At 62.3% G+C, this 25,281-nt stretch carries 20 protein-coding genes; 8 read left to right on the top strand and 12 right to left on the bottom strand.

Annotation, left to right across the window (positions count from 1 at the left end; translation table 11 throughout):
• Positions 1–12: 12 nt before the first annotated feature.
• The 3 genes from ROI90_RS08375 to ROI90_RS08365 form a co-directional block, all read right to left on the bottom strand.
• Positions 13–1,101: an efflux RND transporter periplasmic adaptor subunit gene (locus ROI90_RS08375; RefSeq protein ID WP_315997886.1), complete on the bottom strand. Its 1,089-nt coding sequence runs from the start codon at positions 1,099–1,101 to the stop codon at positions 13–15.
• 248 nt (positions 1,102–1,349) lie between these two features.
• Positions 1,350–2,837 carry a hypothetical protein gene (locus ROI90_RS08370; protein ID WP_315997885.1) on the bottom strand — a complete coding sequence of 496 codons (1,488 nt, stop codon included), beginning with the start codon at positions 2,835–2,837 and terminating at the stop codon, positions 1,350–1,352.
• Between the two features lie 184 nt (positions 2,838–3,021).
• On the bottom strand, positions 3,022–3,984 hold the full coding sequence (locus ROI90_RS08365) for a thioredoxin fold domain-containing protein (protein ID WP_315997884.1): 963 nt from the start codon (positions 3,982–3,984) through the stop codon (positions 3,022–3,024).
• 228 nt (positions 3,985–4,212) lie between these two features.
• On the opposite strand from ROI90_RS08365, the gene ROI90_RS08360 reads away from it, so the two are divergent.
• From ROI90_RS08360 to ROI90_RS08345, 4 genes are all read left to right on the top strand, one after another.
• Positions 4,213–6,090, top strand: a complete 1,878-nt coding sequence (locus ROI90_RS08360) for an ABC transporter ATP-binding protein (RefSeq protein WP_315997883.1) — start codon at positions 4,213–4,215, stop codon at positions 6,088–6,090.
• A 79-nt stretch (positions 6,091–6,169) separates the two neighbouring features.
• Positions 6,170–6,772, top strand: a complete 603-nt coding sequence (locus ROI90_RS08355; RefSeq protein WP_315997882.1) for a hypothetical protein — start codon at positions 6,170–6,172, stop codon at positions 6,770–6,772.
• A 36-nt stretch (positions 6,773–6,808) separates the two neighbouring features.
• Positions 6,809–7,273 (top strand): GNAT family N-acetyltransferase, encoded by a 465-nt coding sequence (locus tag ROI90_RS08350; RefSeq protein WP_315997881.1) that lies wholly within the window; start codon positions 6,809–6,811, stop codon positions 7,271–7,273.
• Between the two features lie 169 nt (positions 7,274–7,442).
• Positions 7,443–8,048: a DUF4136 domain-containing protein gene (locus tag ROI90_RS08345; protein WP_315997880.1), complete on the top strand. Its 606-nt coding sequence runs from the start codon at positions 7,443–7,445 to the stop codon at positions 8,046–8,048.
• Positions 8,049–8,135: 87 nt separating this feature from the next.
• Here the strand turns inward: ROI90_RS08345 and ROI90_RS08340 are convergent, their stop codons facing one another.
• From ROI90_RS08340 to ROI90_RS08320, 5 genes are all read right to left on the bottom strand, one after another.
• Positions 8,136–9,122, bottom strand: a complete 987-nt coding sequence (locus ROI90_RS08340; RefSeq protein WP_315997879.1) for an XdhC family protein — start codon at positions 9,120–9,122, stop codon at positions 8,136–8,138.
• Positions 9,123–9,198: 76 nt separating this feature from the next.
• Positions 9,199–9,693 (bottom strand): hypothetical protein, encoded by a 495-nt coding sequence (locus ROI90_RS08335; RefSeq protein WP_315997878.1) that lies wholly within the window; start codon positions 9,691–9,693, stop codon positions 9,199–9,201.
• Positions 9,642–11,966, bottom strand: a complete 2,325-nt coding sequence (locus ROI90_RS08330; RefSeq protein WP_315997877.1) for a xanthine dehydrogenase molybdopterin binding subunit — start codon at positions 11,964–11,966, stop codon at positions 9,642–9,644. The genes ROI90_RS08335 and ROI90_RS08330 overlap by 52 nt, the downstream gene beginning before the upstream one ends.
• Before the next feature lie 196 nt (positions 11,967–12,162).
• Positions 12,163–13,635 carry an FAD binding domain-containing protein gene (locus tag ROI90_RS08325; RefSeq protein ID WP_315997876.1) on the bottom strand — a complete coding sequence of 491 codons (1,473 nt, stop codon included), beginning with the start codon at positions 13,633–13,635 and terminating at the stop codon, positions 12,163–12,165.
• A gap of 443 nt (positions 13,636–14,078) precedes the next feature.
• Complete coding sequence (locus ROI90_RS08320) at positions 14,079–14,615, bottom strand: redoxin domain-containing protein (RefSeq protein WP_315997875.1); 537 nt, start codon at positions 14,613–14,615, stop codon at positions 14,079–14,081.
• 187 nt (positions 14,616–14,802) lie between these two features.
• Here ROI90_RS08320 and ROI90_RS08315 point away from each other — a divergent pair, with 187 nt between their 5' ends.
• The 3 genes from ROI90_RS08315 to ROI90_RS08305 all read left to right on the top strand — a co-directional run bounded on the left by ROI90_RS08315 (position 14,803) and on the right by ROI90_RS08305 (position 19,710).
• The gene (locus ROI90_RS08315) at positions 14,803–15,732 is read left to right on the top strand and encodes a hypothetical protein (protein WP_315997874.1); all 930 of its coding nucleotides are present in this window, start codon (positions 14,803–14,805) and stop codon (positions 15,730–15,732) included.
• Positions 15,733–15,743: 11 nt separating this feature from the next.
• Positions 15,744–16,802 (top strand): MJ1255/VC2487 family glycosyltransferase, encoded by a 1,059-nt coding sequence (locus tag ROI90_RS08310; RefSeq protein WP_315997873.1) that lies wholly within the window; start codon positions 15,744–15,746, stop codon positions 16,800–16,802.
• Positions 16,803–17,031: 229 nt separating this feature from the next.
• The gene (locus ROI90_RS08305) at positions 17,032–19,710 is read left to right on the top strand and encodes a cyclic nucleotide-binding domain-containing protein (protein WP_315997872.1); all 2,679 of its coding nucleotides are present in this window, start codon (positions 17,032–17,034) and stop codon (positions 19,708–19,710) included.
• Between the two features lie 143 nt (positions 19,711–19,853).
• Here ROI90_RS08305 and ROI90_RS08300 read toward each other — a convergent pair whose 3' ends face one another.
• The 4 genes from ROI90_RS08300 to ROI90_RS08285 are packed head-to-tail and all read right to left on the bottom strand — an operon-like array spanning position 19,854 to position 23,053.
• The gene (locus tag ROI90_RS08300) at positions 19,854–20,900 is read right to left on the bottom strand and encodes an adenylate/guanylate cyclase domain-containing protein (protein WP_315997871.1); all 1,047 of its coding nucleotides are present in this window, start codon (positions 20,898–20,900) and stop codon (positions 19,854–19,856) included.
• Positions 20,890–21,285, bottom strand: a complete 396-nt coding sequence (locus ROI90_RS08295) for a response regulator (protein WP_315997870.1) — start codon at positions 21,283–21,285, stop codon at positions 20,890–20,892. The genes ROI90_RS08300 and ROI90_RS08295 overlap by 11 nt, the downstream gene beginning before the upstream one ends.
• Positions 21,286–21,326: 41 nt before the next feature.
• A complete protein-coding gene (locus tag ROI90_RS08290) occupies positions 21,327–22,703 on the bottom strand; it encodes a sensor histidine kinase (RefSeq protein WP_315997869.1) in 1,377 nt (458 codons plus the stop codon).
• A gap of 59 nt (positions 22,704–22,762) precedes the next feature.
• On the bottom strand, positions 22,763–23,053 hold the full coding sequence (locus tag ROI90_RS08285; RefSeq protein ID WP_315997868.1) for a hypothetical protein: 291 nt from the start codon (positions 23,051–23,053) through the stop codon (positions 22,763–22,765).
• Positions 23,054–23,219: 166 nt separating this feature from the next.
• Here ROI90_RS08285 and ROI90_RS08280 point away from each other — a divergent pair, with 166 nt between their 5' ends.
• A complete protein-coding gene (locus tag ROI90_RS08280) occupies positions 23,220–25,208 on the top strand; it encodes a peptidylprolyl isomerase (protein ID WP_315997867.1) in 1,989 nt (662 codons plus the stop codon).
• The last annotated feature ends 73 nt before the right edge of the window (positions 25,209–25,281 follow it).

Raw genomic sequence — 25,281 nt, 5'->3', positions numbered from 1 at the left:
AGGCTGCTGTACCTATTCAGAATAGGTCTTCAGGTGCGAAATCACCGACTTGGGTTCCTGGTAGGAGTAGCGGATTTTGTCGCCATCCTTCACCTTGCGGATGCCTTCAAGCATGATTTTGTCGGTGGCTTTCAGGCCCGCGGAGATGATGTAGAGGTCGGGCATCTCCGAGGCCACGGTTACCTCCGTCTGGTGCACCCGGCGCTTGTCGTCCACCACGTACACGAACTTCTTTTCCAGCACCTCGAAGGTGGCTTTCTGCGGAATAATCACGGCGTTTTTGAGCGGCACCGTCATCAGCACCGAGCCGGTTTCGCCGTTGCGCAGCAGGCCCTCGGGGTTGGGGAAGGTGGCGCGGAAGGCAATGTTGCCGGTTTCGTTGTTGAAGTCGGCCTCGATGGTCTGCACCACGCCGGGGTACTTAAACTCCTCGTTGTCGGCCATGCGCAGCTTCACCTTCGTCTCGGCTTCGGTGCGGGCGTGGGCCTTGTAGGCCAGGTACTCGGCCTCGGGCACGTTGAAGTACACCCACATTTTGCTGTTGTCGGAAAGCGTGGTCAGCAAGTCGCCCTCATCCACTAGGCTACCCAGCCGGGCCTGAAAGTGGTCCATCATACCGCTGAACGGGGCCCGGATGGTGGTAAAATCGAGGTGAGTTTTGGCCAGCCCGACTTCGGCGTTGGCCTTGTCCAGCTTGGCCTGGGCCAGGGCCAGCTCGTTCTTGGAAACCACGTTTTTGTCGGCCAGCTGCTTGGTGTTCTGGTACTCGATGCCCACGTAGTTGGCCTCGGCCTTCGACTTCTGCAGCTCGGCCTTGTACACCATCGGCATGATCTGGAACATGAGCTGCCCTTCCCGCACGGCCTGGCCCTCATCCACGTAAATCTTCTGGAGGTAGCCTTTTTCCAGCGCCCGCACCTCAATGTGCTGGTAGGCGTGAATCTGCGACACGTATTCCTTGGTGATGGTCGTGTCTTTCTGGAGCGGGCTGGTGACGAGGAATTTTACCTTTTCCTCTTTCTCCTTGTGTTCCTTTGAGCAGCTGGTGCCGCCGTACAGTACGCCCACGCCCAGTAGCGTTAGCAGAAACCTTGTTTTCATAACCTTAAACGAGCATTAACCAGCGTTGTGCGACGCCTAAAAACGGGGGTGTTGGAGAGCTGTTAGCAGCGGCAAGCGGCCGGTGTACCAGGCTTGCGTGATACAAAGCACCGGGCCTTACATGAAGTCGGTATGAAGGGATAAAACCAATGGCGTAGGAATACCTGTGGATGGTAGCGGGGCGCCGGGCAACAAAAAAGGCTTCCGCGCCATGCGGAAGCCTGTTAGTATAAGGTAGTTGAATAGGGCTATATGTCGCCGGAGGGTTCGTCGGCGGCAACTGAATCCAGCAGTTCGCCGGCGCGGGCCGGAGTTTCCAGGGAGTCGGCCGGAACAATATTTTCCTCATTTTCCTCAGCGGAGGTATCCGCCGAGTCTACGGCCACGGTATCGGGCTGAATATCGAACAGGGTAGGCGCGGCGGCTTCGGCGTTATCATTGAAGGTATCGTCGGATGCCGGGGTGGACCGAGTGGCAGCGGGCAACACCGGGCGTAGCAAGTTTGGCAGCTTGGTTACGCCCCACAGGCCGGCCCCCAGCGCCCCTATCGAAAGTATCACCAGCGCCGCCCGGGCCCACTGTAGTCGCCAGGCTGGGCCCGGGGCCGCAGCCGTTGCTTGGGGGCGGGCAGCCGGCTGCGCGGAAACGGGCACCGTTGCTGGGGTTGGAGCAGCCGCAGCTGGGTGTCGTTGGAGTTGCTCCAGTTGGTTGCCTAACTGTTGAATGCGGGCATCAAGCGCTTGGTTGCGGGCTTCGGCTTCGGTGCGGGAAGCCTGAATAGCCTGCTGCAGCTGCTGTTTTTCCTGCATTTCGGTGTTGAGGCGGGCTTGCAGGTCGGCTACTTCGGCTGTGGCTGAGGGTGCCTGAGTGAGCTGCTGGCGGAGTTGGGCAATGCTGGCCGCCTGCTGGGCCTCCCGGGCTTCCATAGCCTGGCGCTGCTGCTGCAACTCCTGCGTTACCTGTTGCCGCAGCTGTTCCAGCCGTTGCTTCTCCTGCTCATTGGCTGCTGAAGTTTCAGTAGCCAGCCCCCCTCCGTAGGGCGGGTCGGCGGGGACATCCTCAGCTCCCAGCCAGCCCCAGAGCTGCCGGAGCTTGCCCGCTACAAAGCCGCCGGGTTGGGTTTCGTACGGTTCCTCTGTTGCTGCTTCAGGGGTAGTTGGCTGCTGGCCCCGCTGGCGCAGTAACTCGGCCCATTGGTGCAGGAAAGCAGGTGGCAGCACTACCTGGGGTTCTAGCTGCTGCAGGCGCCGGGGGAGTTGCCCCAGGGCGGGTACCAGCTGAAACTGCTCCGTAGCGGGCAGCTGCTGTAAGCCGGCTTCTACATCACCGGCAAACTGCATCGGCTGCAAGCACACCACCAGCCCCGCCACGTCGGTGGAGGCCACGGCCGGAAACTCCGGCTGCTGGCTGAGCCACTCGGCCAAAGCCGCCCGCTGCTGCTGAAACTGCTGCCAGGGCGAGATGCTAGACTCAAACCCCGCCAAAGCCTGCCCGTCAAGCTGCCAGGGTGCTGCCGTGAGAGCCGGGGTGGAAAGAGTGCCGCCCGCTGCCAGTAGCTGCAACACCGTAACGCCCCCCGGCTGCACCAGGGCTAGTATCGGCGCAGCCTTTGGCAACGACAGGTTTACCAGCAATACGCCCTCCGTAGCCGCCCCGGCCAGGGTGGCTTGCAGAGCCTCAGCATGGGCCTCAGCGGCGGCATCCGGAAAAGGGGCGAATAGAATACTATGCAGCATGGCAGCAAGAAACGACGGGAAGTGCGTAAAAGTACGGTCCCGCCGGCGCTTCGGTGTTGGCGCTCCGCTACCGGGCCGGTAGGATAGCCAGCAGGGTCTGGGCTTCTTCGCCGGTTTCGTGGTGCTGTTGGGCAGTGGCCAATGCTTCCTCGGCCAACTGCCGCGCCGGGGCCAAACGGTGCGCCTAATGTTCCAGCCGGGCACAGAGCAGTAAGCTCTCGTAGCTGCGCTCCGCTTTTAGCAGCACCGGTAACACCGCCAGAATTTCCTGTAGGGCCTGCTGCTGCCGCTCTGGGCCCTGCTCCTCCCCAAAGTGGTAGAGGTAGGTGGCCGATTTTCGCAGGGTGTATAGGTCAGGGGAAGCAAGGAGGCTGTAGCGGCGCGTAGCCTGCGCGTACCGCAGCCAGTCGCGCCGACCTTCCCAGAAATTGATGCGAGCAGTATGCCCAGCTTGGGCCGTGTCGGCGAATTGGGTGTGGGCTAGTTTCTGTACTGTTCGGAAAGCCTCGCCTGAAGCTTGTTTTCCGGCATCGAAGGCACGCGCTGCTAAAATTCTGTAAGCGCGCTTCTGCACAACGGCAGCTGGGTAGTAGGGAGCAAAATCAGATTGGTGCCGGATGATGTACTCGTCGGTTGGGGCGCTATACTGCTCGAACAGGTAGCGTATGTTGTTCTCGGACTTCAACTGTAGCGCCGATTGGGTAGCCAGATATTCGGTGAGTACCTGGGCCTGAGGGTTGTGGCGCTGGTTGGATGAGTTCAGGGCCTGGCTGTACCGGTAAAGCAAATCGGGGCTGCGGCTACCGGCCTGGTATTGGCGCTGCAGGGCGTAAAACGCTGTTTGTGGCTGAAATGCAGCTTGGGCGTCGGCAATAAACGCGGCGGCGGGCTTTTCGCCGGAGCTGCGGTGCAGGGGCTGACCCGCGCTGTCGAAGTAGAGGTAGGTGGGAAATCCGTTGATATCGTAGCGGCGGGCAAAGGCAGTATCCACCGTTATATCCACCTTCAACGATACAAATGTGGCAGCGTAATAGGTGGCTACGGCCGCGTCGTGCAGCGTGGTTTTTTCCATTTGCTGGCAGAAATGGCAACCAGGGCTGTACGCGTACACAAAAACGGGCTGCTGCAACTGCTGTGCTTTCTGCATTGCCATCGTCCAAGTACTAGGTTCAAAAGCTAGAGCTGCCTGCTGGGCCCGGCCTGGGCCAGATAACAGGAGTAGGCACAGCAGCGCAAGTATCGTCTTCATCCAGATAAGTATAGAAATGGTATTCAGCTAGCTACAAGGTAAGTAAGTGAAAGGTACGGAAAGCGGAGAACTGCCAAAACGGCTGCCGCCGCATTCCGGCCCGAAGTATGCCGTATAGCCCGTTCTATGCCTCGTACTGACTCGTTTTTCTCTACCATATCCGCCAAAAAGCCCCGCCCCGACGGCAAGCCCGCCCTTACGGTGCGGGAGCGGTTTTCGGCCCTGCGCAACCTACCGGCGTTTTTGCGCCTGATCTGGCAAACCAGCCCCGGCCTCACGCTGGGCAACGTGGCCCTGCGCCTGCTGCGGGCGGCGCTGCCGGTGGCCATGCTCTATGTGGGCCAGCTGATTCTGGATGCGGTGGTGCAGCTCAGCCGGCTGCCCGCCCCGGAGCGCGCCCTCACGCCGGTGCTCAGCCTGGTGGCGTTGGAGTTTGGGCTGGCTATTTTGTCGGATGCGCTGGGCCGGGGCGTGGCGTTGCTGGATTCCCTGCTCGGCGACCTGTTTGCCAACCAAAGCTCGGTGCGGCTCATGCAGCACGCCGCCGAGCTGGACCTGGACCAGTTCGAGGACAGCAACTTCTACGACAAGCTGGAGCGGGCCCGCCGCCAGACCCTCTCGCGCACCGTGCTCATGGCCCAGGTGCTCAGCCAGGCCCAGGATGCCATTACCATGGGGTTTCTGGCCGTGGGGCTGGTGGCCTTCAACCCCTGGCTGCTGCTGCTGTTGCTGGTGGCGGTGGTGCCGGCGTTTCTGGGCGAAAGTCACTTCAACGAGCGGAGCTATTCGCTGGTGCATGGCTGGACGCCCGAGCGCCGGGAGCTGGACTACCTGCGCCAGACCGGCGCCTCCGACGAAACGGCCAAGGAAGTGAAGATTTTCGGCCTTTCCGGGTTTTTAATTGACCGATTCCGGCAGCTTTCCGATGAGTTTTACCGGCAGAACAAGTCCCTGGTAATCAAGCGGGCCGGCTGGGGGACTTTTTTTGCGGCGGTGGGCGCGGCGGGCTACTACGCGGCCTACGTGTACATCATCAGCCAGGCGGTGTACGGGCGCGTCAGCATCGGGCAGCTCACGTTTCTGGCCGGCTCCTTTGCCCGCATGCGGGGCTTGCTGGAAGGTATTCTGAGCCGCTTTAGCTCGGTCGCCGAGGGTGCCCTGTACCTGCAGGATTTCTTCGAGTTCTTCCAGCTGCAGCCCCGCATCCGCCGCGACGAGTCCAGAGCGGTGCGGCCGTTTCCGCGGCCCATCCGGCAGGGCTTCACTTTTGAGAATGTAGGCTTCAAATACCGCACCGCCGAGAAGTGGGCCCTGCGTAACCTCAGCTTCGAGCTGCAGGCCGGCGAGAAGTTGGCGCTGGTGGGCGAGAACGGGGCCGGTAAAACCACGCTCGTGAAGCTCTTGGCCCGTCTCTACGACCCCACCGAGGGCCGCATCCTGCTCGATGGCCACGACCTGCGCGAGTACGACCCCCAGGAACTGCGCCAGGAGATTGGGGTGATTTTCCAGGATTTTGTGCGCTTCCAGTTGCCGGCCGGCCAAAACCTGGCCGTGGGCCGCATCGAAGAAAAAGGCAACCAGCCCCGCATTGAGCAGGCCGCCCAGCAAAGCCTGGCCGACTCCGTTATTGCCAAACTGCCCCAGGGCTATGAGCAGATGATTGGCCGCCGCTTTAACGGGGGCGTAGACCTAAGCGGGGGGGAGTGGCAGAAAATTGCCCTGGGCCGGGCCTACATGCGCGACGCCCAGCTGCTCATCCTCGACGAGCCCACCGCCGCCCTCGATGCCCGCGCTGAGTACGAGGTGTTCCAGCGGTTCAAGGAACTGACTCAGGGCAAAACCGCCGTGCTCATCAGCCACCGCTTCAGCACCGTGCGCATGGCCGACCGAATTCTGGTTATCGAAAACGGGCAGTTTCAGGAAATCGGGAGCCACGAGCAACTGCTGACCCGCAACGGCCGCTACGCCGAGCTGTTCCGTTTGCAGGCCGCCGGGTACCAGTAAAAAGATAACATAGCCGGTGTGCAACCTGCGGCCGTTGGGGCTTCTCTGAAAAGTGAAATCCTACGCAATACCCAAGGCTATGAAACGACTTCTGCTTTTTACTTCGCTGGTACTGGGCCTGCCCGCCTGCGGGGGCATGTTTTGCGCCGATTCCTGCGGCTGCATCCCCGCGCCCAAAGTGGGCAACTATGATATTACGGGTACTACCGTCTCGGCTATTTCCAATGCCGGTAGTTCGGCCCTGGTGCTGGGGGCGGCGGAGTCGGTTTCCCGCAGCCAGTTTGCCTTGCGCTTCAGCCTCACTACCAGGCTGGTGGCGGTACAGGAACACCAAGCTGGTTGGGGCGCAGCCTACGCCTGCTCACCAGCCGAGCCAAAGTTTACGGAGCTGGTTACGGCCATTACCGTCACCAGCAACAGCGCGCTGGATGCCCAGCACCCGGCTGGTAGCTCACTCAATTATCTGCTGAGCGTGTATGACGTGATGGGCAACCCACTAGCCGACGGGCTACTCAGCGACTATGTGCAGCGGCGGGCACAACAACCGGCTTTGATGCTGGAGCTGCGGCTGGCTAACCCAGCTGTTGCCAGCACCGGCCCGCAGCAGTTTACTGTAGTGTATCAGCTCAGCAACGGCGAAATCTACACTGCCCAAACCTCCTCGCTAACACTCACGCAGTAAACAAAAGGTAGATTCTTTTATTGCTCTGATAAACGTATGAATCGCACGTTCCACTTACTGCCTGCGGTAGCGCCGTATTCTGCCCCGTTTGGGCTGCTTATCGAGCTGCTGTCTGCTGCCTTGGAAACCACCGCTGCCGAGTTGGAGGCCGACTTGCATTACCAGCAGCAGTGCCAGCCGGTGCAGGCATGGCTGGCGTACGAAAACAATCAGCTGGTGGGTTGCAAGCTGGGCTATGAGCGGAAGCCGGGGCACTACTACAGCTGGCTGGGCGGCGTGCATCCTGATTTTCGGGGGCGTGGCATTGCCGCCGAGCTAATGGGGCAACAACACGCCTGGTGCGCTGCTCAAGGGTACCGCCGTGTCCGCACGCAAACCTACAACCGCTGGCGGGCCATGCTGCTGCTGAACCTGCGGCATGGATTTGATATTATTGGTACCGTGCAAAGCTCCCGCGGCCTTAACATAGTATTGGAAAAAGAATTGACGGTTGGCGTGTAGGCTGCCAAAACCTTTCCCCTTCGCCCTGGCGCCCATATTGTGGGCTGTCGTAGCGTACCGAAAGCTGAGCCGGATATATCCTGCACAAATATTTACGCTGGAAGCCAATCGATTAGCGCTGTGAGTTTCGTATTTTAGTCAGTACGACCCTCTTAATTCCCCAGCGCCTATGAAATGGTATGTTACTCTGTTAGCCGGCGGTAGCCTGGCCCTCTCCAGCTGCATGATGGCGCGGGAAGCTCGCGTCGAGTCCGACTACAGCTACGCCGGACAGTTCCGGCGCTACCGCACTTACGAGTTCATCAGCGGCGACGGCATCAACTCGGATACCAGCCGCTTGGGCTCCACCGTGCGCGACGCCATTCGGAACCGGCTCAAGATTCAGGGCTACCGCACCGCCCGCCGCCGCCCCGATCTGTTGGTCAACTTCCGGTTGTTTGAGGGGGACATGCGCTTTCGGGGTTACGCCCAGGAGGATTTTTCGCGCTGGGTAAAAGCGGGCTACTCCGAGGATGAGGAAACACCCAATGAGGACCGCAAAGGTTACCAGCCGGTGCGCCTGTTACTCCAGGAAGGCACTCTGCTGGTCACGCTCATTGATAACCGCACCAACCGGGCCGTCTGGAACGGCTACGCCTCGGGCGTAAGCGTACCCACCGGTCCCCAGGGCGAAATCGTACTCCGCCGCTCCGTACGTTCCATTTTCGACCAGTACCATATCTTCACCGAGGGGTACCTCAGCGGCCAGAATACTACCAGCGAAACCGATGAATGATGAATAGTTGGTGCCCATAGCCACAACACGCGGCCGGCGTAGGTAGCCAAGTAAACAATGCCTATATGCGTCGGCCGTACCAGAACGCTACTGCGCGTTACGCTCCCTGATAAGCTCAGCGGCAATGCTGATGGCAATTTCCTCGGGCGTGCGGCTGTTGATGGGCAGCCCAATGGGCGCGTGTACCCGGGCCAGTGCTTGCTCGGGCACGCCCTCAGCCCGCAGGGTGACCAGCAACTCGGTAATTTTGGCCTGGCTGCCCATCACGCCCAGGTAGCGCACGGGGTGGTGTAGTAAGGCGCGCAAGGCCGCTAAGTCGGAGCGGTACCCAAAGGTCATCAGAATGACATACTGGTGCGGGCCGGCCGGAATTTCCTGGAGCAGCTGCTCGTAGACTACCGTGCGCTTGTAATGCGCGTAGGGGTTAAGCTGGTGCGTGTTCAGGTTGGGACGGTCATCCAGCACGGTCAGGCCGAAGTCAAGGGAAGCCAGTACCCTCGACAGCGCCAGCGCTACGTGCCCGCCGCCCACTATGGTAGCCTTGTCACGGAACCCCAGGTTTTCGGAGTAGGCCCAGTCTGGGCCGTGCTGCAGGGTGTAGTGTGGGGCCGCCGCAGCTTCCTCCTGTACGCGCAATCCTTCTGCCGCTGATAGCCACACCCGGCCCGGCACCGACTGCTGCAATAGCTCCGTGATGCGCAATACGGTGGGTAGATCGGCGGCCGACAGCGGGTACACCAGAAGCTGCTGTTCCCCGGAGCAAATCATGCCTGAGCGGTCGGCGGGGGCTTCTCTGCGGTGAATCTGGCGGCGCAACATCGGGGCGAAGCTGCCTTCGGCTAGCAGGGTGCGGGCCAGCTCCACAAACTTATGCTCCATAATGCCACCCCCAATGGAGCCGGCCATATCAGTGGCCGTAACTACCATCTTAAACCCCTGCCGGCCGGGGCTACTGCCCGCACTGGCCAGCACGCACAGCAACGCTACCGGCACCCCCGCCTGCAAGCTGGCGGCGGCCTGTTGCCATACCGGCAGGTCGCGCTGGGCGGCAGGAAAGGCAGTGGAAGTATTCACGGGCAGAAAGCAAGGAACAGAAGTTCAGCCAAGCAGGCCGGCCGCCTAAACAGTCAGCAGCCCCGGCCGTGGCCGCTTACCAGGTGGAACTGATGGCGTAGTACACCGCCATAAAGCCCGAAAATAGCGCACTGGCCACAAACCGCAAGTTGGCAGAAACCTTGTTTTGAATGAAGTAATTTACCACCAGCGCCAACGGCACATTCAGCAGAAACGAGCGGGTAGCCACCGGTACCAGGGCCAGGGAAATTTCGTTGAACTGGCCGCTGAACAACCGCAGAAATACGTAGTGCCGCACAATCCAGAGCGGGTTGAAATACACCTGCGACAATGCCGCCCGCAGCCACCGCCGCCCTAGCCCCCCATCGGGCCGCTCGGGTACCTGCCGGTCAATCCAGCGGAAAAAGGCGGGCACTTCCCAGGAGTAAAGAATGCCGCCTACCAGGGCCATGCCCAGCAGCCGGGTCCAGGAAAACTGATGCAGGAGCAGGGCGGCGGCCGTGTCGCCGGCGGCGTAAATCAGCAGGCCGCGGAGGTGGTTGCGGAGGTTGACGGAGCGGATGAATTCCAAGCAGCGGAGGGGGTGGTTGTAAAACGGGGGTGCAAATTTACAAGAACCTTTTCCGGCGTCATAGGAGCGGAGAAAGAAATACCGGCATCCGGATTGAATGCCCGCACCGCGTCGCGCAGCGCGAAGTAGGCCCCGATGCCGTACATCAGCGGCGGCTCGCCCACGGCCTTAGAGCGCATCACGGCCCGGGAGTGGCCCGGCGTATCCAGGAAATGCACGTCCAGCACCTTGGGGGCCGCGTACAGGTCGGGGATTTTGTAGGCGTTGAGGGAGTTGCTCAGCAGGCGACCTTCCTCGTTGTACACCAGTTCTTCCAGCGTCATCCAGCCGATGCCCTGCACCGCGCCGCCCTCAATCTGGCCCCGGTCTACGGCCGGGTTCAGACTCTGGCCAAAGTCGTGGGCAATGTGCACGGCCTGCACCTCGTAGGTGCCCCGGCGGCAATCCACCTGCACGGTGGTCAGGGCCGTGCCGTACACGTGGTAGGCGAAGGGGTAGCCCTGGTTGGTAGTGGCGTCGAAATGTAGGTCGGGGGTAGCGTAGTGAGCGTTTTCGGAGAGGTTCACGCGCTGCCAATAGGCCGCCGAAACCAACTTCTCCCAGGTGGTATCGGCGGGCTTGCCGGCGGCCAATACCTGTTCATTTTCGATGTGCAGGCCCTCGTAATCCATGCTCAGCTCGGTGGAAGCCAGCCGCAGCAGCCGCTCCCGCAATGCCAGGCAGGCCAGCTCGGTGGCTTTGCCGTTGAGGTCGGCGGTAGCGGAGGCGGCTGAGGGGGAGGTGTTGGCCACGCGGGTGGTGTTGGTGCTTTCCACCTTGATGCGGTCCAGACCAATGCCCAGCGTGCGGGCGGCTACCTGCGCAATTTTGGTGTTCACGCCCTGACCCATTTCCACGGCCCCGGTGCTCACGCCCACCGAGCCATCGGTGTAGATGTGCACCAGCGCCCGGGCCTGATTCATGGCCGTTTTGGTGAAGCTGATGCCGAAACAGATGGGCATAACGGCCAGCCCTTTCTTCTGCCAGCGGTGGGTGCGGTTGAACTCGTCCACCTCGCGGCGGCGGGCCGGCAGGTCGAACAGCTCGGCGGCCGTGTCCCAGGCCTGCTCGGCGTGGCAGCCCTCGGCCGGCTGACGATACGGAAACAGGTCCCCCTCGCGCAGCAGGTTGCGGCGCTGGATTTCGGTGGCCGGTACGCCCAGCCGCTCGGCCGCGCTGGCAATGGCCGACTCTATCACAAACATGCCCTGCGGCCCCCCGAAACCACGGAAAGCGGTGTTGGGCGGCAGGTTGGTACGGCAGCTGTAGGCAGTGGCCGTTACGTTGGGGATGAAGTAGGTGTTGGTGCTGTGGAACAAGGTGCGCTCCATTACGGCCGGCGACAAATCGGCCGCCGCGCCGCCGTTCTGGTAGAACGTCACCTCGTAGGCCACAATCTTCAGGTCCGCATCCAGCCCAATTTTGAAGTCGGAGGAGTAGGGGTGGCGCTTGCCAGTCATGCGCATGTCGGCCATGCGGTCCAGCACCAGCTTCACTGGGCGGCGGGCCACGAAGGCCCCCAGCGCGGCCAGTGCGCCCCAGGGCGTGGCCTGGTCTTCCTTGCCCCCGAAGCCCCCGCCCAGGCGCGTTACGTCCACTTCTACCTGGTGCATACCCAGACCCAGCACGTGGGCCGTATGGCGCTGCACGGCCGTGGGGCCCTGGGTGGAGGAGATGATGCGCACCCCGCCCATTTCCGTGGGAAAGGCGTAGGCACCCTGCGTTTCAATGTACAAGTGCTCCTGTCCGCCCGATTCAGCCACGCCCTCAAACACGTGGGCGCACCCGGGCCAGGCCTCTCCGGAATCACCAATGCGGAACGTACGGGGCGGCACCAGCAGCTCGCCCTGAGCCGCGGCTACCCGCGGGTCGGTAATAATGGGCAGGGGTTCTACCTCCACCCGCACGTGGGCCAGAGCCGCGTGAGCCGCATGTTCTGATTCGGCCAGCACCAGGGCCACCGGCTGCCCGCGGAAGTGCACGTGGCCCTCAGCCAGCAGCGGCTCATCGGGCACGATGCCGCCAATCTGGTTTTCGCCGGGAATATCCTGGGCCGTGAGAACGTACACCACACCGGGCAGCGCCAATGCCGCCGTGGCGTCCACCGTCAGCAGCTGGCCATGCGCCACCGGCGACTCCACCACGGCGGCGTACAGGGTGCCGTGCTGCACCGGCACATCATCCAGATACTGGGATTCGCCGCGCACGTGGCGGATGGGGTCGAGGTGATTCACGAGGAAGGGTATGGGGGTAGGAGGGTGAGAGGGTAAGAGGGTAAGAAGGGGCCAGGATAGGGCCAACTGTCATTCCGAACGAAGTGAGGAATCTGGGTTAATTCCTAAATGGTAAACCCAGATTCCTCACTTCGTTCGGAATGACAGTGCTGGCTAAGCAACGTCAGCAACGGGTGAGACGCGAAGTGTCGCGTCTCTACAGCTGTTCTTCGAGGAGCAGGCCGGTTTCCACGAAGTGGGCTTCGAGTAACTGGTGCAGCAGCAGGCGCTTGTACTGCTCGGTGCCGCGCACGTCGCTGATGGGGCTGATTTCCTGCTGGGCTGTCTGTTGAGCCTGGCGCAGCGTTTCCACCGAAACCGGCCGGCCTACCAGCGCGGCAGCCGTCTGGCGCAGCAGCAGCGGAGTGGGCCCCACGCCTCCGGCCGAGAGGCGGGCTCCCTGAATCAACCCGTTTTCCACCCGCAGCCAAGCGGCAGTATTCACGCTGGCAATATCCAGGTGGGTGCGCTTGGATACTTTTTCGAAGTTGAACGCATCGGTTGGGGCCGGGGCGGGGAAGCGGATGGTCGTTACCTGCTCGTCGGCAGTTTTGGTGAGCTGCTTGTAGCCCGCGTACAGCTCCGCAAGCGGCAGCCAGCGGCGGTGGTCGGTGGCGTTGACCAGCTCAACGTCCGCTCCCAAGGCCAGGAACAGAATGGTTAGGTCGCCGATGGGGGAGGCGTTGATGAAGTTGCCGGCCACGGTACCCATCTGGCGGATGGGGGTGCTGCTCACCAGCTTCAGAAAGCGCGGCAACTGCGGCATCACCGCCAGCATCACCTCTGATTCCAGCAGTTGCTGGGCCGTGGTGGCGGCCCCCAGCGTAATGGTATTGCCTTCGCGCCGGATGCCGCGCAGGGCGTGTTGGTCGTACACCAACTTCACGTCTGTAGCCCGAATTTTTTCGGGCTGCTGCACCAGCAAATCGGTGCCGCCGCCCAGAATGCGGGCCCGGGCGGCGGCCGGAGCATCAAGGCTGGTTGCGGCGGCGGGCAGGGGGGCAGTGGTTTCGGAGCCGCCCGCGGCAGCGGCCGTGGTGGCGCCGTGCAACGCTTGGAGCTTGCCAGGCATATCGGCAAAATACTGCGGCACGAAGCCCTGCTCTGCCAGCCAGGGCAACGATTCGGTGGCAGGCCGTTGCTGCAACTGCTCCTGAAGGTGCGCCGCTGCCCGCTCCAGGCTCTTGTAGCCAGTGCAACGGCAGATGTTGCCATCAATGGAAGCCAGTACGCTGGCCTCGGTGCTGGGCTGGCTGCTCAGGGCGTGGCCGGTGAGGCTCATCACAAAGCCCACGGTGCAGAACCCGCACTGGGAGCCGCCTTCCCGCACAATGGCCTGTTGCACCGGGGTAAGGCTGCCGCGGGCTTGATTGATGCCTTCCACCGTTACCACATGCTTGCCGTGGGCGTTGCCCAGAGGGGTCAGGCAGGAGGTCATGGACTGGTAGCGCACAGCCTCGCCCGACGCATCCAACTCACCTACCAGCACCGTGCAGGCCCCGCAGTCACCCTCGCGGCAGCCAATTTTGGTGCCCTTCAGGTGCTGGTCATAGCGCACGAAATCAAGCAGGGTGCTGCCGGCCGGCTGCTGCGTACGGACAAGCTGGTTATTGAGGTAAAACTGGAGCATGGCAGGGCAAAAATTCCGGAAACGGAAGAGAAAGTTACTGGATTTTCAGTTCCCAGCGTAACAGTGTGGCTGTGCTGATAACCGGGTAGTCCATCGGTAATAGCTGCTCTGCATTGCATTCTTGAGCGGCAGGTGTGCGCATGGGTGGTCTGCTAAAAGATGCACCTGCCGCCGGATCAGAAGCGCCTGCCGTATAGCATTTGCGGGCTCCAGTGCCATCAGCAGCACCGGGGACGCTAAAACGAAAAGAATACGACCAGTTGGGTGGCACTGGCGGACGGTACCAGGAAATGCCAAACCGTCCGGCCCGGTTTGGCTTCCGCCCCACGAAACATTTCTGTAATTTCCCAACAAGGAAAGATACGGCCAGCGGTAGACGTACCGCGCTTACGCTGAGCCGCGCAACAGGGAGAGGGGCAATACAAACCCCTCTCTGTTGCCGCTTAATTGATAAAACAGCCAACGGCCTCAGTGCGGGGTACGGCCACTGGTTGCCCGCTTACCACGGCTGCCAGGGCATCCTGGAGTTCATGATGGAGCACTACGGTGCGGCGTTTGCCCAGGGCCAGGTAACTGTCATCAATGCGACCTTGGTAGAGGATGCGGCCATCGGGGGCCACTACCACTGCCTCGGGGGTGATGCGGGCCTGCAGTTGCCGGGTGAGTCGCTGCTCCTCATCCTGGCGCAGTGGGAAGGGTACTTGGTACTGTTGCTGAAACAGAATAATATCGGCGGGCCGGGTTTGGGGCTCCGGAAAAACCCCCACAAACGCAACTCCCTGGGGCGCGTAAGTGGCGTGCAGCTGCCGCAAAGCCAGCGTGGAGGTCTGGCAAATTGGGCAGGTATCGGAAAGGAACAGGTACACGGTAGCCTTGGACACGACTGGCTGCGGGGCCGCGCCGGTAGCGGCAGTCAGCACCAGTAGCCCTAGAGCCAAGGCCCGCCATCCGTGTAAAAACCAAGTGAAATATGCAGTCATAATCAAAGATAAAACCGAAAGTTGTGCTCCTTGGCACACAGCACCGCCGGGGCAACATCGGGACCTGGGCAGCGGGTTCAACAGCAGCCGGAAGTGCGGGGGCAGCAGCCGGGTTGCGGGGCTTTTCCTACTTTCGGCCTGGTTTTAGCCCTCAGCCAGTTTTTGCTCTTCCCTATCTTCGCTATTGATGAATAAGTTCTCCTCCCTTCCTGCCGCCCTCAGCCTGCTGGCCGGGGCTAGTTTGCTGTTTGCCGCTTCCTGCACGGCACCCCGCGCCATTGTAAGCACGGGCAAGGTAACGCCCCGGGGCGAGTTCAAAATAGGCGGCAACATGGCCTTCAACGTGCCCACCGAGACGCTGGGCAAAACCGGCTCGGCACTAGTGGAGGCGGCTAAGTCGGCGGCCAACAAGGATAGTGTCTTCTACGATCAGACCATTGAGAAGCTGCAGATTGGGGCCTTGGCCTACGTGCTGGACCCCGTGCGGCCCACCTCCGACCTGTACGTACGCTATGGGGTGATTGACCGGCTGGACGTGGGCTATAAATATGGTTTCGGCTCCCACGTTTTCGATGCCATGTACCAGTTTATGGGCCCCACGGGCACGCCCGAAAACCCGGGCAGCCGGGCGGCCGGGGCCACGTACGGCAGCATCGGGCTGCAGTTTGCCACCCAGCGCAGCAAGCTGCCCAGTATTCCGTTCCTGGATAACGTGACGGATTTTCTGGGCTTCGAGGCCAGCCGCCACGACCTGATTGTGCCGCTGGTGTTCAGCAAATCATTGGGCGTAGAGGAGGAAATCGGGGCCATTTCCTATGGGGTGGTGTACGCGCACAGCTTCTTCAAGTACGGCTTTCAGCCCCGCAACCTGTTCTACTCGGCGGGGCGGCTGGCGTTGCCGGCGCTGCCCTCAGCCCGCCAGAATTTCGGCTCGTTCGGGGCGTTTTTTAATGCCAAGCTGGGCTACCGCTACGCCTACTTTATCCCGGCCCTGTCGGTGTACTACCAGAACTACGGCGAGTACCAGCTGCTAAATAACACCAAGGCCAAGCTCAGCGGGCTCACCTTCATTCCCAGCCTGGGCGTGCAGTTCCGCGTGCCTACCGGCCGCCGGTAATTCGCAGCGCTATGAACATTCTCTACGGAGTGCCGGGCGAAGGGCTGGGCCACGCCACGCGCAGCAAGGTGGTAATTGGCCACCTGCTAAAGCAGGGTCACAACGTGTGCGTGGTGAGCAGCTCCCGGGCCTACCAGATGCTGGCGACCAACTTCCCGGGCCGGGTGCACGAAATCCGGGGCTTTCACCTGGCCTACAAGCACCTCACGGTTTCCAAGTCGCGCACGGCGGCGCTTACGCTGCGCTCCGCCCCGGAAAACCTGCTCGTCAACTTCCGCAAGTACCGGGAGCTGCTCTGCGACTTTGAGCCCGAGGTGGTTATTTCCGACTTTGAGTCGTTCAGCTTTCTGTTTGCCAAGTGGAAGCGCCTGCCCGTTATCAGCATCGATAACATGCAGATAATCAGCCGGGCGGCGCTGGATGTGGTGGTGCCGCCCCAGGAGCGGGGCAACCTCAGCCTGGCCCGGCAGATTGTGCGGGCCAAGCTGCCGGGCAGTCGGCAGTACCTGGTTTCCACGTTCTTCCGCCTGCCCGTCATCAAGGAGCGCACCACGCTGGTACCGCCCATTCTGCGGCCCGAGGTTCTGGCCCTGCGGCCCACGCGCGGCCAGCACGTGCTGGTGTACCAGTCGGCCACCACCCAGAAGGATTTGGTGGGCCAGCTGCAGCTGCTGCCGGGGCAGGAGTTCCGGGTGTACGGCTTTAACAAGGAGGAAAACCACGGCAACGTGCAGCTGCGGGCCTTCAGCGAAGCCGGCTTCCTGGCCGACCTGGCCAGCGCCCGGGCCGTGGTAACCAACGGCGGCTTTTCGCTCATCAGCGAGGCCGTGTACCTGCGCAAGCCCATCTGCGCGGTGCCCATTCCAGCCCAGTTCGAGCAGTTTCTGAACGCCGCCGAAGTGGAGAAGCTCGGTTACGGCCGTCACTTCCCGGCCATTACCCCCGATAACCTCAAGGCCTTCCTCTACGACCTCGCAGGCTTCGAAAAAGCGTTGCAGACCTACGAGCAGCAGGGCAATGAGGAGCTGTTCGCGGCCCTGGAACAAGCTCTGGCGGAGGTAACGGCCTGAGCCGGACCACCGGCCGCCTGGCTATTGGGTTCGGGGTGGGCTTGCTAACGCGGCGGTAGCGCCTGAGGCGGCAGGCTACGCGCAAAGGGCTCCAGCAATGCAAAAAAACGGCACTAACCCGCCCGAAGGCTCCTATCTTGCGGTTGAAATCAGAAGTTAGGAACCAGGACACGACAGGATTCCGGCTCCTGACTCTTGTTTCCTAACTTCTTCCTCCCAGTTCCTCCCCATGACCTTACGCGCACGTTGGCAGCAGTTGCTGGGCATCCGGCCGGAGGAAGGCCGCACGGTGGGGCTGTTTTTCCTGCACAATTTTCTGCTGGGCATCGGCACTATTCTGGTGTACGTGGCCGCCAACGTCATTCTGCTCGAAAACCAGCCCGAGCGAAACTTGCCGCTGGCCTACGGTGTGGCCGCCCTGGCCATGATGGCCGCCGGACAGATTTACGCCCACTTTGAGCACCACCTGGGGTTGCAGCGCGTGGCCGTGCGGGTGCTGCTGGCCGTGGTGGCCCTGATGGCGGTGCTGGCGGTGCTGGTGGCCGTGGGCCACTCGGTGGCCGCCGCCGTGGCCATCATGACGGGCTACCGCGTGATTTACCTGCTCACCAACCTGGAGTTCTGGGGCGTGTCGGCAGTGGTGTTTGATGTGCGGCAGGGGCGGCGGCTGTTCAGCGTGATTAGCTCCGGCGACATGCCCGCCAAGGCCCTGGGCGCCGTGCTGGCCCTGCTTATTCACCATCATACCGAGCTGCTGTGGCTGCTGCTGCTGGCGTTTGGGGCCTACGTGGGCGCGTTGCTGGTGTTGCGGGCCACCGGCCGGGAGCACGTGGTGGAGGCCCGCTCCCGGGCCCGCGCCGCCCGCACCGAGGCCGTGGCCGCGCCCTTGCAGCGGTGGTTTGGTAGCAGCCGGCTGGTGCTGACTATGTGCCTAAGCATGCTGGCCATTGCGGCCGTGACCACCGGCATCGAGTACACGTTCTTTGTGCACGTCAAGCACCGATTCCACGACCAGTCGGTGGTGATGCGCTACGTGAGCACCGTGCTGGCCATCACCTACTTAGTGGCGCTGGTGGTGAAGCTGGTGGTGACGGGCAAGGTGCTGGACCGGGCCGGGGTGCGGCCGGTGCTGCTGGCTTTGCCGGCTTTGGTGGTGGCCGGCTTGGCCCTCTACGGCCTGCACGATACCTGGGCCGATGGGGGCCTAATGCTCTACTTCTGCATCCTGTTCCTGACGCTGGAAGTGCTGCGCCGCGCCTTCTTCGACCCCGTTTTTCTGGTGCTGTTTCAGCCTTTACCGGCCCCGGAGCGCCTCCAGGCTCACACCCTGGCAAAAGGCCTCTATGAGCCGCTGGGCATGGGGCTGGCCGGGTTGCTGCTGCTGCTACCGCACCTGGTGCCAGCGCTGGGTACCGGCTTTGCGTTTGGCTGGATGGGGGCGCTGATGGCCGGAGCCCTGCTGCTGCTGTACCGCACTTACGGGCAGTATATGGGCGAATTGCAGCACGCCGTCAGCCGCCGGTTTACCCTCGATGATGCTTTGCCGGCCTCGGCCGTGGATGGGTCCGAAGTGGTTTCCAGGGAAGAACTTGCCAATCTGGTTGCTGCCCTCCCCGACAAAGCCACGCGGCCCGCGGCCACCGCCCGGCTCCGGCAGTTGGGCGCGGCGGCCGTGCCCGCAGTGGCCCAGGCCCTGCTCACTACCCCCGACGATGCCCAGCTGCGGCGCCTGGCCCAGCTGCTGGGGCACGTGCCATCAACGGCAAGCCGCAACGCGCTGGTTACCCTGGCGCAGCGCCCATTCCTGACTTCCCGGGAGGCCGCCCTGCGGGCCCTCCGCAACTTCCCGCCCGAGCCGACCAACGCCCCGGCGTTTCAGGCCCTGGTGCAGCAGGAGCTGCTGCTGGCCCGGCAGCTGCTCCACGCCAAAGCCGCCACGGAACACCAGCCCCTGCGCGACGCGCTGGCCTACGAGCTGCACCGCCTGGAGCAGCGGCTGTTCGGGTTGCTGTTGCACCTGTACCCGCCCCAGGCCATTGCCGATGCCCAGCGCAGTGTGGCGCACGCCGCCCGGGAGCGGCAGGCCAATGCCCTCGAAATCCTCGATAACCTCATTGCCCGCCCGGTGTACCAGGCTTTGCAAACCCTGCTGGAGCTGCGCCCCGCCGCCGAAAAAGCCCGCATCTTCGACCGGCTGCTGCCCACGGCCGCTGCGCCGCTGCCCGGGCTGCACTTTATCATCAAGCAGGGCGAAATCGTTTTTTCTGACTGGACGCTGAGCCTGGCCCTGCGGGAATGGCAGCCCGCCGCCGCTGATTTCATGCTGCTGCCGTCCTACCTGGAAAGTGCCAGCCTGCTGGTGCGGGAAAGCGCCCTGGATGCCCTGAGCCGCTGGGCGGCGGCGCACCCGGCGGCCTACCAACAGGCCTGTATCCATCACCCACAATTACCCGAACTGCTTATGAGCCACGCCGCCGCTGCCGCGCACCTTTCCGCCGCCGACCGGGTGGCCCTGCTGCAACACACCGCCCTTTTCGCCCAAACGCCCGCCAACGTGCTCAGCAGCATTGTGCCCATCATGAAGGAAGTGGTATTTGCGGCCGAGGAGCAGGTATTTGCCAAGGGCGACCTGGGCGCGTCCCTGTTCATCGTGCACCAGGGCGAGGTGAGCATCTTCAACGGCCCGCAGCAGCTGGCCACCTTCCGTCCCGGCGACTTTTTCGGGGAGCTGGCGTTGCTGGATGCGGAGCCGCGTTCCGCCACGGCCGTGGCCCAGACCCCCGTACTGGCCTTCCGCCTCGATCAGGACGACTTTTATGATGTGATGGAGGAGCGCCCCGAGGTGCTGCGCAACATCATGCAGGTGCTCTGCCAGCGCCTACGCCGCCAGAATGAGATGGTGAAGTAGGGCCGGGAAGCCGCGAATGAGTAAGAAAAACTACTGTCATCCTGAGCACAGCGAAGGACCTTATCACGCTGGAATAAAATCTTGCGGTTTCTGGTCAGGCGTGATAAGGTCCTTCGCAAGCTCAGGATGACAGTAATTCTTCCTTACGCCACCACCTCGTAAATCATGACGGGCTGGGCCTTGTTTTTGAGCGTTACTTCGTGCAGCGGGCGGCACTGGAACGACTCCTTCACCCGCTCGTAGGTGGCTTCGGTGATGATAATCTGGCCGGGCTGGGCCACCGACTGCAGGCGCTGGCTTACATTCACATTGTCGCCAATGACAGTGTAATCCAAGCGCTTGAGCGAGGCCGAACCGATGTTGCCCGATACCATTTCTCCGGTGTTGATACCGATGCTGACCTCCGGGCGGTAGGGGCGGCCATCGGGCAGTAGGTCCTCGTTGGCCTGCACCACCTGGCGCACGGCCAAGGCCGCGTCCATGGCCCGGTCGAGGTGGTATTCGCCCCGGAAAACGGCCATTACGGCGTCGCCCATGAACTTATCCACGTGGCCGCCCTGGGCAATAACCTCCTGCACCATCTGGTCGAAGTAGCGGTTCAGCATGGCCACGATATCGGTGGGCGGCAGCACTTCCGAGAGGGAGGTAAATCCGCAGATATCAATGAACACCACCGTGGCATCCACCGTTTCGGAGGCCATGAGCGTGTTCTGAAACTCGGGCCGCTCCACGAATTTGAGCACGGTTTCATCCACGTACATGCGCAGGATGTTGTTTTCCTGGATGGCCCGCAGCGTACCGCGTAGCTGCTGCACGTGCAAAGCGGTTTTGTCCATGGTGACTTCCAGGTCCTGAAAATCCACCGGCTTGGTCACAAAGTCAAATGCCCCCCGGTTCATGGCCGCCCGGATGTTCTGCATGTCGCCGTAGGCCGATACCATCACCGTTTTCAGCACCGGGTTGGCCTCCTGCAGCTTGGTGAGCAGGGTGAGGCCATCCATTACCGGCATGTTGATGTCGGAGAGGATGATGTCGAGGTCGGGGTGCTGCTGCAGGCTATTCAGGGCCTCCTGTCCGTTGCTGGCAAACACGAACTCGTACACGCTTTCCCGGATTTTGCGCCGGAACTTCTGCTTGATGAGCAGCTCCAGGTCGGCCTCATCATCGACCACCAGAATTTTAGTTTTCATGCTCGGTCAGGTGCAGTAGTTTTTCCTTGAGCGCCGCAAAATCTACGGGCTTCGAGAGGAAATCGTTGGCGCCCAGCGCCAGGGCCTGCTGGCGGCTGGCATCGTCGCCGTAGGCCGTTATCATCATCACCTGGGGCGGCAGGGGCGGGGGCGCGTTGTACTCCTGGCGGATGTGGCGCAGCAGCTCCAGCCCGCTCATGCCCGGCATGTTGATGTCGGACAGAATCAGCACGACCTCCGAGGCGTGGCCGTGCAGGTACTCCAGGGCTTCCTCGCCGGAATAAGCAAACGAAAACGTGAAGGCTCCGCTGCGGATTTCGCGGCGGAACCGCTGCTCGAACAGCGTCCGCACGTCCTGTTCGTCGTCAACAACTAATATCTTCATCAAAAGCAAAACTAACAGAAACCGCCGGCCGGGCGGTAGTTCTAGGCCGGTAACGTGATAATGAACTCAGTGCCCCGGCCCTCCTGCGACTCCACTTCCAGGGTGCCGGCGTGGGCTTTGGTCACGATATCGTAGCTCAGGGAGAGGCCCAGGCCGGTGCCCTCGCCGGTGGGCTTGGTGGTGAAGAAGGGCTGGAATATTTTCTGGCGCACGCCCTCCGGAATGCCGGTTCCGTTGTCGCGCACCCTGATTTCCACGTCCCCATCGGGCAGCTGGCGGGTGGCGATGCTCACGGTAGGGGCGTAGTCGGCCTGGCCCTGTTCCTTGCGCTTCTGCACGGCGTAAAACGCGTTGGTGAACAGGTTCAGCAGCACCCGGCCCAGGTCCTGGGCCACGGCGTTTATCTTGCGCAGGTCGGGGGCGAAGTGGGTGTTGAGCGTGGCGTTGAACGATTTGTCCTTGGCCCGCAGACCGTGGTAGGCCAGGCGCAGATACTCATCGGCCAGCACGTTCAGGTCGGTGGCCTGCCGCTCGCCGGTGCTGGCGCGGCTGTGCTCCAGCATGCCCCGCACAATGCTGGCGGCCCGCTGCCCGTGGTGGGTGATTTTCTGCAGGTTCTGGCGCAAATCGGCCAGCAGCTCGGCCTCCAGCGCCGCGTCCCGGTCGGGGCGTTGCTGCTCTTCCTCCAGCTCTGTTACCAGCTCCGCCGATACATCCGAGAAGTTGGTGACGAAGTTGAGCGGGTTCTGAATTTCGTGGGCAATACCGGCTGTCAGCTCTCCCAAGGAAGCCATTTTCTCGGCCTGAATGAGCTGGGCCTGGGTGGTTTTGAGCTCTTCCAGGGCGTGTTGCAGCTCCTCGGTTTGCTGGGTGAGAGAGGCGGTACGCTCGGCCACCATGCTTTCCAGCACGGCGTTCTGGGCGGCAATTTCGCGCCGTTCCTTTTCCTCCGCTTCCCGCTGTACCCGCTCTATTTCCAGGTGCTTTTTCTGCTTGCGGGCTATGAGCACGAACGTAATCAGCCAGATAATGGCGAAGCCTTTACTGTTGCTGAACAGGCCCCGGTACTCGCGCAAGAAGTCACTGCTCAGCGCCCCCGACAGCAGCTCAATAACGGCGTACAGCACGTACGGGGCCACCGCCAGCAGCAGCGTGCGGGCGGGGCGGTACTCCTGCACGCGCACCAGCACCAGCACCACCATGCTCAGCAGCAGCAACGTGTATATCTCATCCAGGCGGTCGGTTTTCCAGTGGATGAGCAGGGCAAACAGGTACAGCACGATGCCCGGCACCCAGAAAAAATTAATCAGCCGGTCGAGCTGTGGCGCCCGGGTGGGCAAATCCAGAAACCTCCTCATCCTCCACACCACCACGGCGGCCAGCCCAACAGAAAAGAAAACGGAGGCATTTACTTCCATACAGGGGAGGGTAGAAGGTAAAACAAGAAAAAATAAGAAAGACGAGCGAGGTAGCAGCGCTAGGGTTTGCGGGGCTTGGCCGGGGCCGGCTCCGACTTGCTCAGGAAGCGCGGCAGCGGCACGGCCAGCGTCACTACCGGATTGTCGGTAGAGGTCTGGGCCTTGTCTTGGCCGGAATCGGGCAGTAGCCCGGCTACTTCGGCCAGCTTGCCGAGCATAGTAGGCAATACCACGCGCACATTCAGCACCTTCTGGCGGGGCGGCGGGGCCGGCTTATTCTGGGCGTGCCCGGGTGCGGCGCCCAGCACGCCGGCGAAAAACAAAGCCCAACAAACGAATATGCGGAACATGGAAGGAAGGATAGTACCGTAAATATGCACGGATAAATAGGTTTCCGACTAATCAAGCGCGAAGCTTTCCCCCGAAGCCGGGATATACTATCTACCACACTGGTTGGATGCGTTTTTGCTCGCGGGCGTTGCCTACGGGCCCAGAGTATTTATCTTAGGGGCACTCATGAATTACTCCCTCCTGTACCGGTTGGCGGCCGTGGCGGCCGCCGCCGGCTGTACTCTTCTCACGGCCTGCGCACCCCATCCTTCCGGCTCGGCCGCCGCTGGCTCAGCGCCCAACCAGTTTGCCGCCGATACCACCCTGCGCCGCATTGCCACGTTGCAGGATGAGCGGCGCACGGCCGGATTGCTGCCGTATTTGAGTAGTCCGCAGGCCCGCTACCGCCGGGCGGCCGCCGAGGCCCTGGCCTCCGTGCAGGACAAAGCTGCCACGGCCCGGCTGCTCACGGCTTTGCAGGATGCCGAGTGGCCCGTACGCCAGCAGGCTGCCTACGCCCTGGGCCAAACCGCCGACTCCACGGCAGAAACCGAACTGTGGCGGCAGGTAGCGGAGGAAAAGCACCCTGCCGTGCGCCGCTACGAGCTGGAAGCCCTGGGCCGCTGTACCTCCCGGCGCACCTTTGTACTGCTCACGAAGCTCCCAGCCAATCTGCCCGTCGATACCGCCACGCTGAGCGGCCAGGCCTGGGGCTTGTACCGGGCCGGACTGCGGGGCCTCACCTCCGAAGCCGCCGTGGCCCGCCTGGTGCAGCTACTAGGCCGCAGCAACCCTACTAGTGCCCGCGTAGCCGCTGCCAATGCGTTAGTCCGGACCCGGGGGCTGAACCTGGCTCCGTATGCGGCCGCCATTGGTGCCGCTGCTCAGCAGGATGCCCACTATGCCGTGCGCAGCGGGGCCGCCTCCGCCCTGGGTAAAGCCGCCGCCGCGCCCACCGTGCCGGCAACTTTGGCCACGCTGGCCCGCCGCGACGCCGACTACCGGGTGCGGGTAAGTGCCTTGCGGGCCATGAATAAAGCCATGTACACCCAGGTGAAAGAAGCGGCCTGGGCTGCCCTCACCGACAATAATGCGCAGGTGGCCCTTTCGGCGGCCGAGTTCTTCCTGTCCCACGCTGCCGACGAGCCCGGTACCTTGTTTCTGGAAAAGGCTAATCGGCTAGAGCAATGGCGGGTGCGGGTCACACTCTTGGCTGCGGCCTTGCGTCAGCCCGGTTCTGAGCGTTCTGCCATCCGTCGGGCTATTGAGGAACGGTACGCGGCCACGGCCGATATATATGAGAAGGGCTACCTGCTGAAAGCTCTAGGCGAAGACCCCGTTGCCTTCGATTTTGTGCAGCAGGCTACGTTTGTCCCCAACCAGCCCGTAGTAATAGGTACCTACGGAATGGAGGCCCTGGTGGCCCTGCGCCGCCAGCCCGATTTTCCGGCGGCCCGCTACCCGGAGGTGGCATTGGCCCTGCGCCGGGGCGTGCTCAGCGGGGACGTGGCCATGATGGGCACCGCCGCTGAGGCCATCCGGGACCCCAAGCTGGACCTGCGTCGCCTGCTGCCCAACCCCGATTTTTTGCTCCAGGCCCGCGACAAACTCACCTTGCCCCGCGACCTGGAAGCCTGGCAATCCTTGCAGCAGACTATTGATTTTGTGCAGCAGCGCCCTGCCACCCCTACGCCGGTAGCCCCAGCCGCCACTCATCCCATCGACTGGGGCCTGGTGACCTCGTTGCCGGCCGGGCAGCGGGCCGTGGTGCACACCAGCAAAGGAGACGTGGTAATGCGCTTATTGGTGGAGCAGGCACCAGGCTCAGTGGCCAGCTTTGTGGCGCTTACCCGCCAAGGCTTCTACAATGGCAAAAACTTCCACCGGGTGGTGCCCAACTTCGTGGCCCAGGGCGGCTGCCCCCGCGGCGACGGGTGGGGCAGCTCCGACTACAACCTGCGCTCCGAGTTTGCAGATTTGCACTACGGCGAAGGAGCCGTGGGCCTGGCCTCCGCCGGCAAGGATACCGAAAGCTGCCAGTGGTTTATCACCCACGCTCCCACGCCCCACCTCGACGGCCGCTACACCATTTTCGCCCAGGTAGTGCAAGGTATGGACGTGGTGAGCCGCCTGGAAATCGGGGACCGGATAGAGGAGGTGGAGTTGGTGAAGTAAGGGTAGAAACTGTCATTCCGACCAACGGGAGGAAGCTGAGTATACTGTTGAATTGGTATACCCAGCTTCCTCC

It is taken from the genome of Hymenobacter endophyticus, assembly GCF_032464715.1.
In the GTDB taxonomy this organism is placed as follows: Bacteria; Bacteroidota; Bacteroidia; order Cytophagales; family Hymenobacteraceae; genus Hymenobacter; species Hymenobacter endophyticus.
Note: the sequence above shows the minus strand (reverse complement) of the source record. Positions and strands in the feature narration are given on the sequence as shown.

Bases quoted from the DNA above. Each gene is read 5' to 3' on its own strand.
- ROI90_RS08350 (WP_315997881.1), top strand. From the start codon at position 6,809: ATGAATCGCACGTTCCACTTACTGCCTGCGGTAGCGCCGTATTCTGCC.
- ROI90_RS08315 (WP_315997874.1), top strand. From the start codon at position 14,803: ATGAATAAGTTCTCCTCCCTTCCTGCCGCCCTCAGCCTGCTGGCCGGG.
- ROI90_RS08370 (WP_315997885.1), bottom strand. From the start codon at position 2,837: ATGCTGCATAGTATTCTATTCGCCCCTTTTCCGGATGCCGCCGCTGAG.
- ROI90_RS08295 (WP_315997870.1), bottom strand. From the start codon at position 21,285: ATGAAGATATTAGTTGTTGACGACGAACAGGACGTGCGGACGCTGTTC.
- ROI90_RS08360 (WP_315997883.1), top strand. From the start codon at position 4,213: ATGCCTCGTACTGACTCGTTTTTCTCTACCATATCCGCCAAAAAGCCC.
- ROI90_RS08300 (WP_315997871.1), bottom strand. From the start codon at position 20,900: ATGAAAACTAAAATTCTGGTGGTCGATGATGAGGCCGACCTGGAGCTG.
- ROI90_RS08280 (WP_315997867.1), top strand. From the start codon at position 23,220: ATGAATTACTCCCTCCTGTACCGGTTGGCGGCCGTGGCGGCCGCCGCC.
- ROI90_RS08305 (WP_315997872.1), top strand. From the start codon at position 17,032: ATGACCTTACGCGCACGTTGGCAGCAGTTGCTGGGCATCCGGCCGGAG.
- ROI90_RS08345 (WP_315997880.1), top strand. From the start codon at position 7,443: ATGAAATGGTATGTTACTCTGTTAGCCGGCGGTAGCCTGGCCCTCTCC.
- ROI90_RS08290 (WP_315997869.1), bottom strand. From the start codon at position 22,703: ATGGAAGTAAATGCCTCCGTTTTCTTTTCTGTTGGGCTGGCCGCCGTG.
- ROI90_RS08365 (WP_315997884.1), bottom strand. From the start codon at position 3,984: ATGCAGAAAGCACAGCAGTTGCAGCAGCCCGTTTTTGTGTACGCGTAC.
- ROI90_RS08355 (WP_315997882.1), top strand. From the start codon at position 6,170: ATGAAACGACTTCTGCTTTTTACTTCGCTGGTACTGGGCCTGCCCGCC.
- ROI90_RS08375 (WP_315997886.1), bottom strand. From the start codon at position 1,101: ATGAAAACAAGGTTTCTGCTAACGCTACTGGGCGTGGGCGTACTGTAC.
- ROI90_RS08325 (WP_315997876.1), bottom strand. From the start codon at position 13,635: ATGCTCCAGTTTTACCTCAATAACCAGCTTGTCCGTACGCAGCAGCCG.
- ROI90_RS08285 (WP_315997868.1), bottom strand. From the start codon at position 23,053: ATGTTCCGCATATTCGTTTGTTGGGCTTTGTTTTTCGCCGGCGTGCTG.
- ROI90_RS08320 (WP_315997875.1), bottom strand. From the start codon at position 14,615: ATGACTGCATATTTCACTTGGTTTTTACACGGATGGCGGGCCTTGGCT.
- ROI90_RS08310 (WP_315997873.1), top strand. From the start codon at position 15,744: ATGAACATTCTCTACGGAGTGCCGGGCGAAGGGCTGGGCCACGCCACG.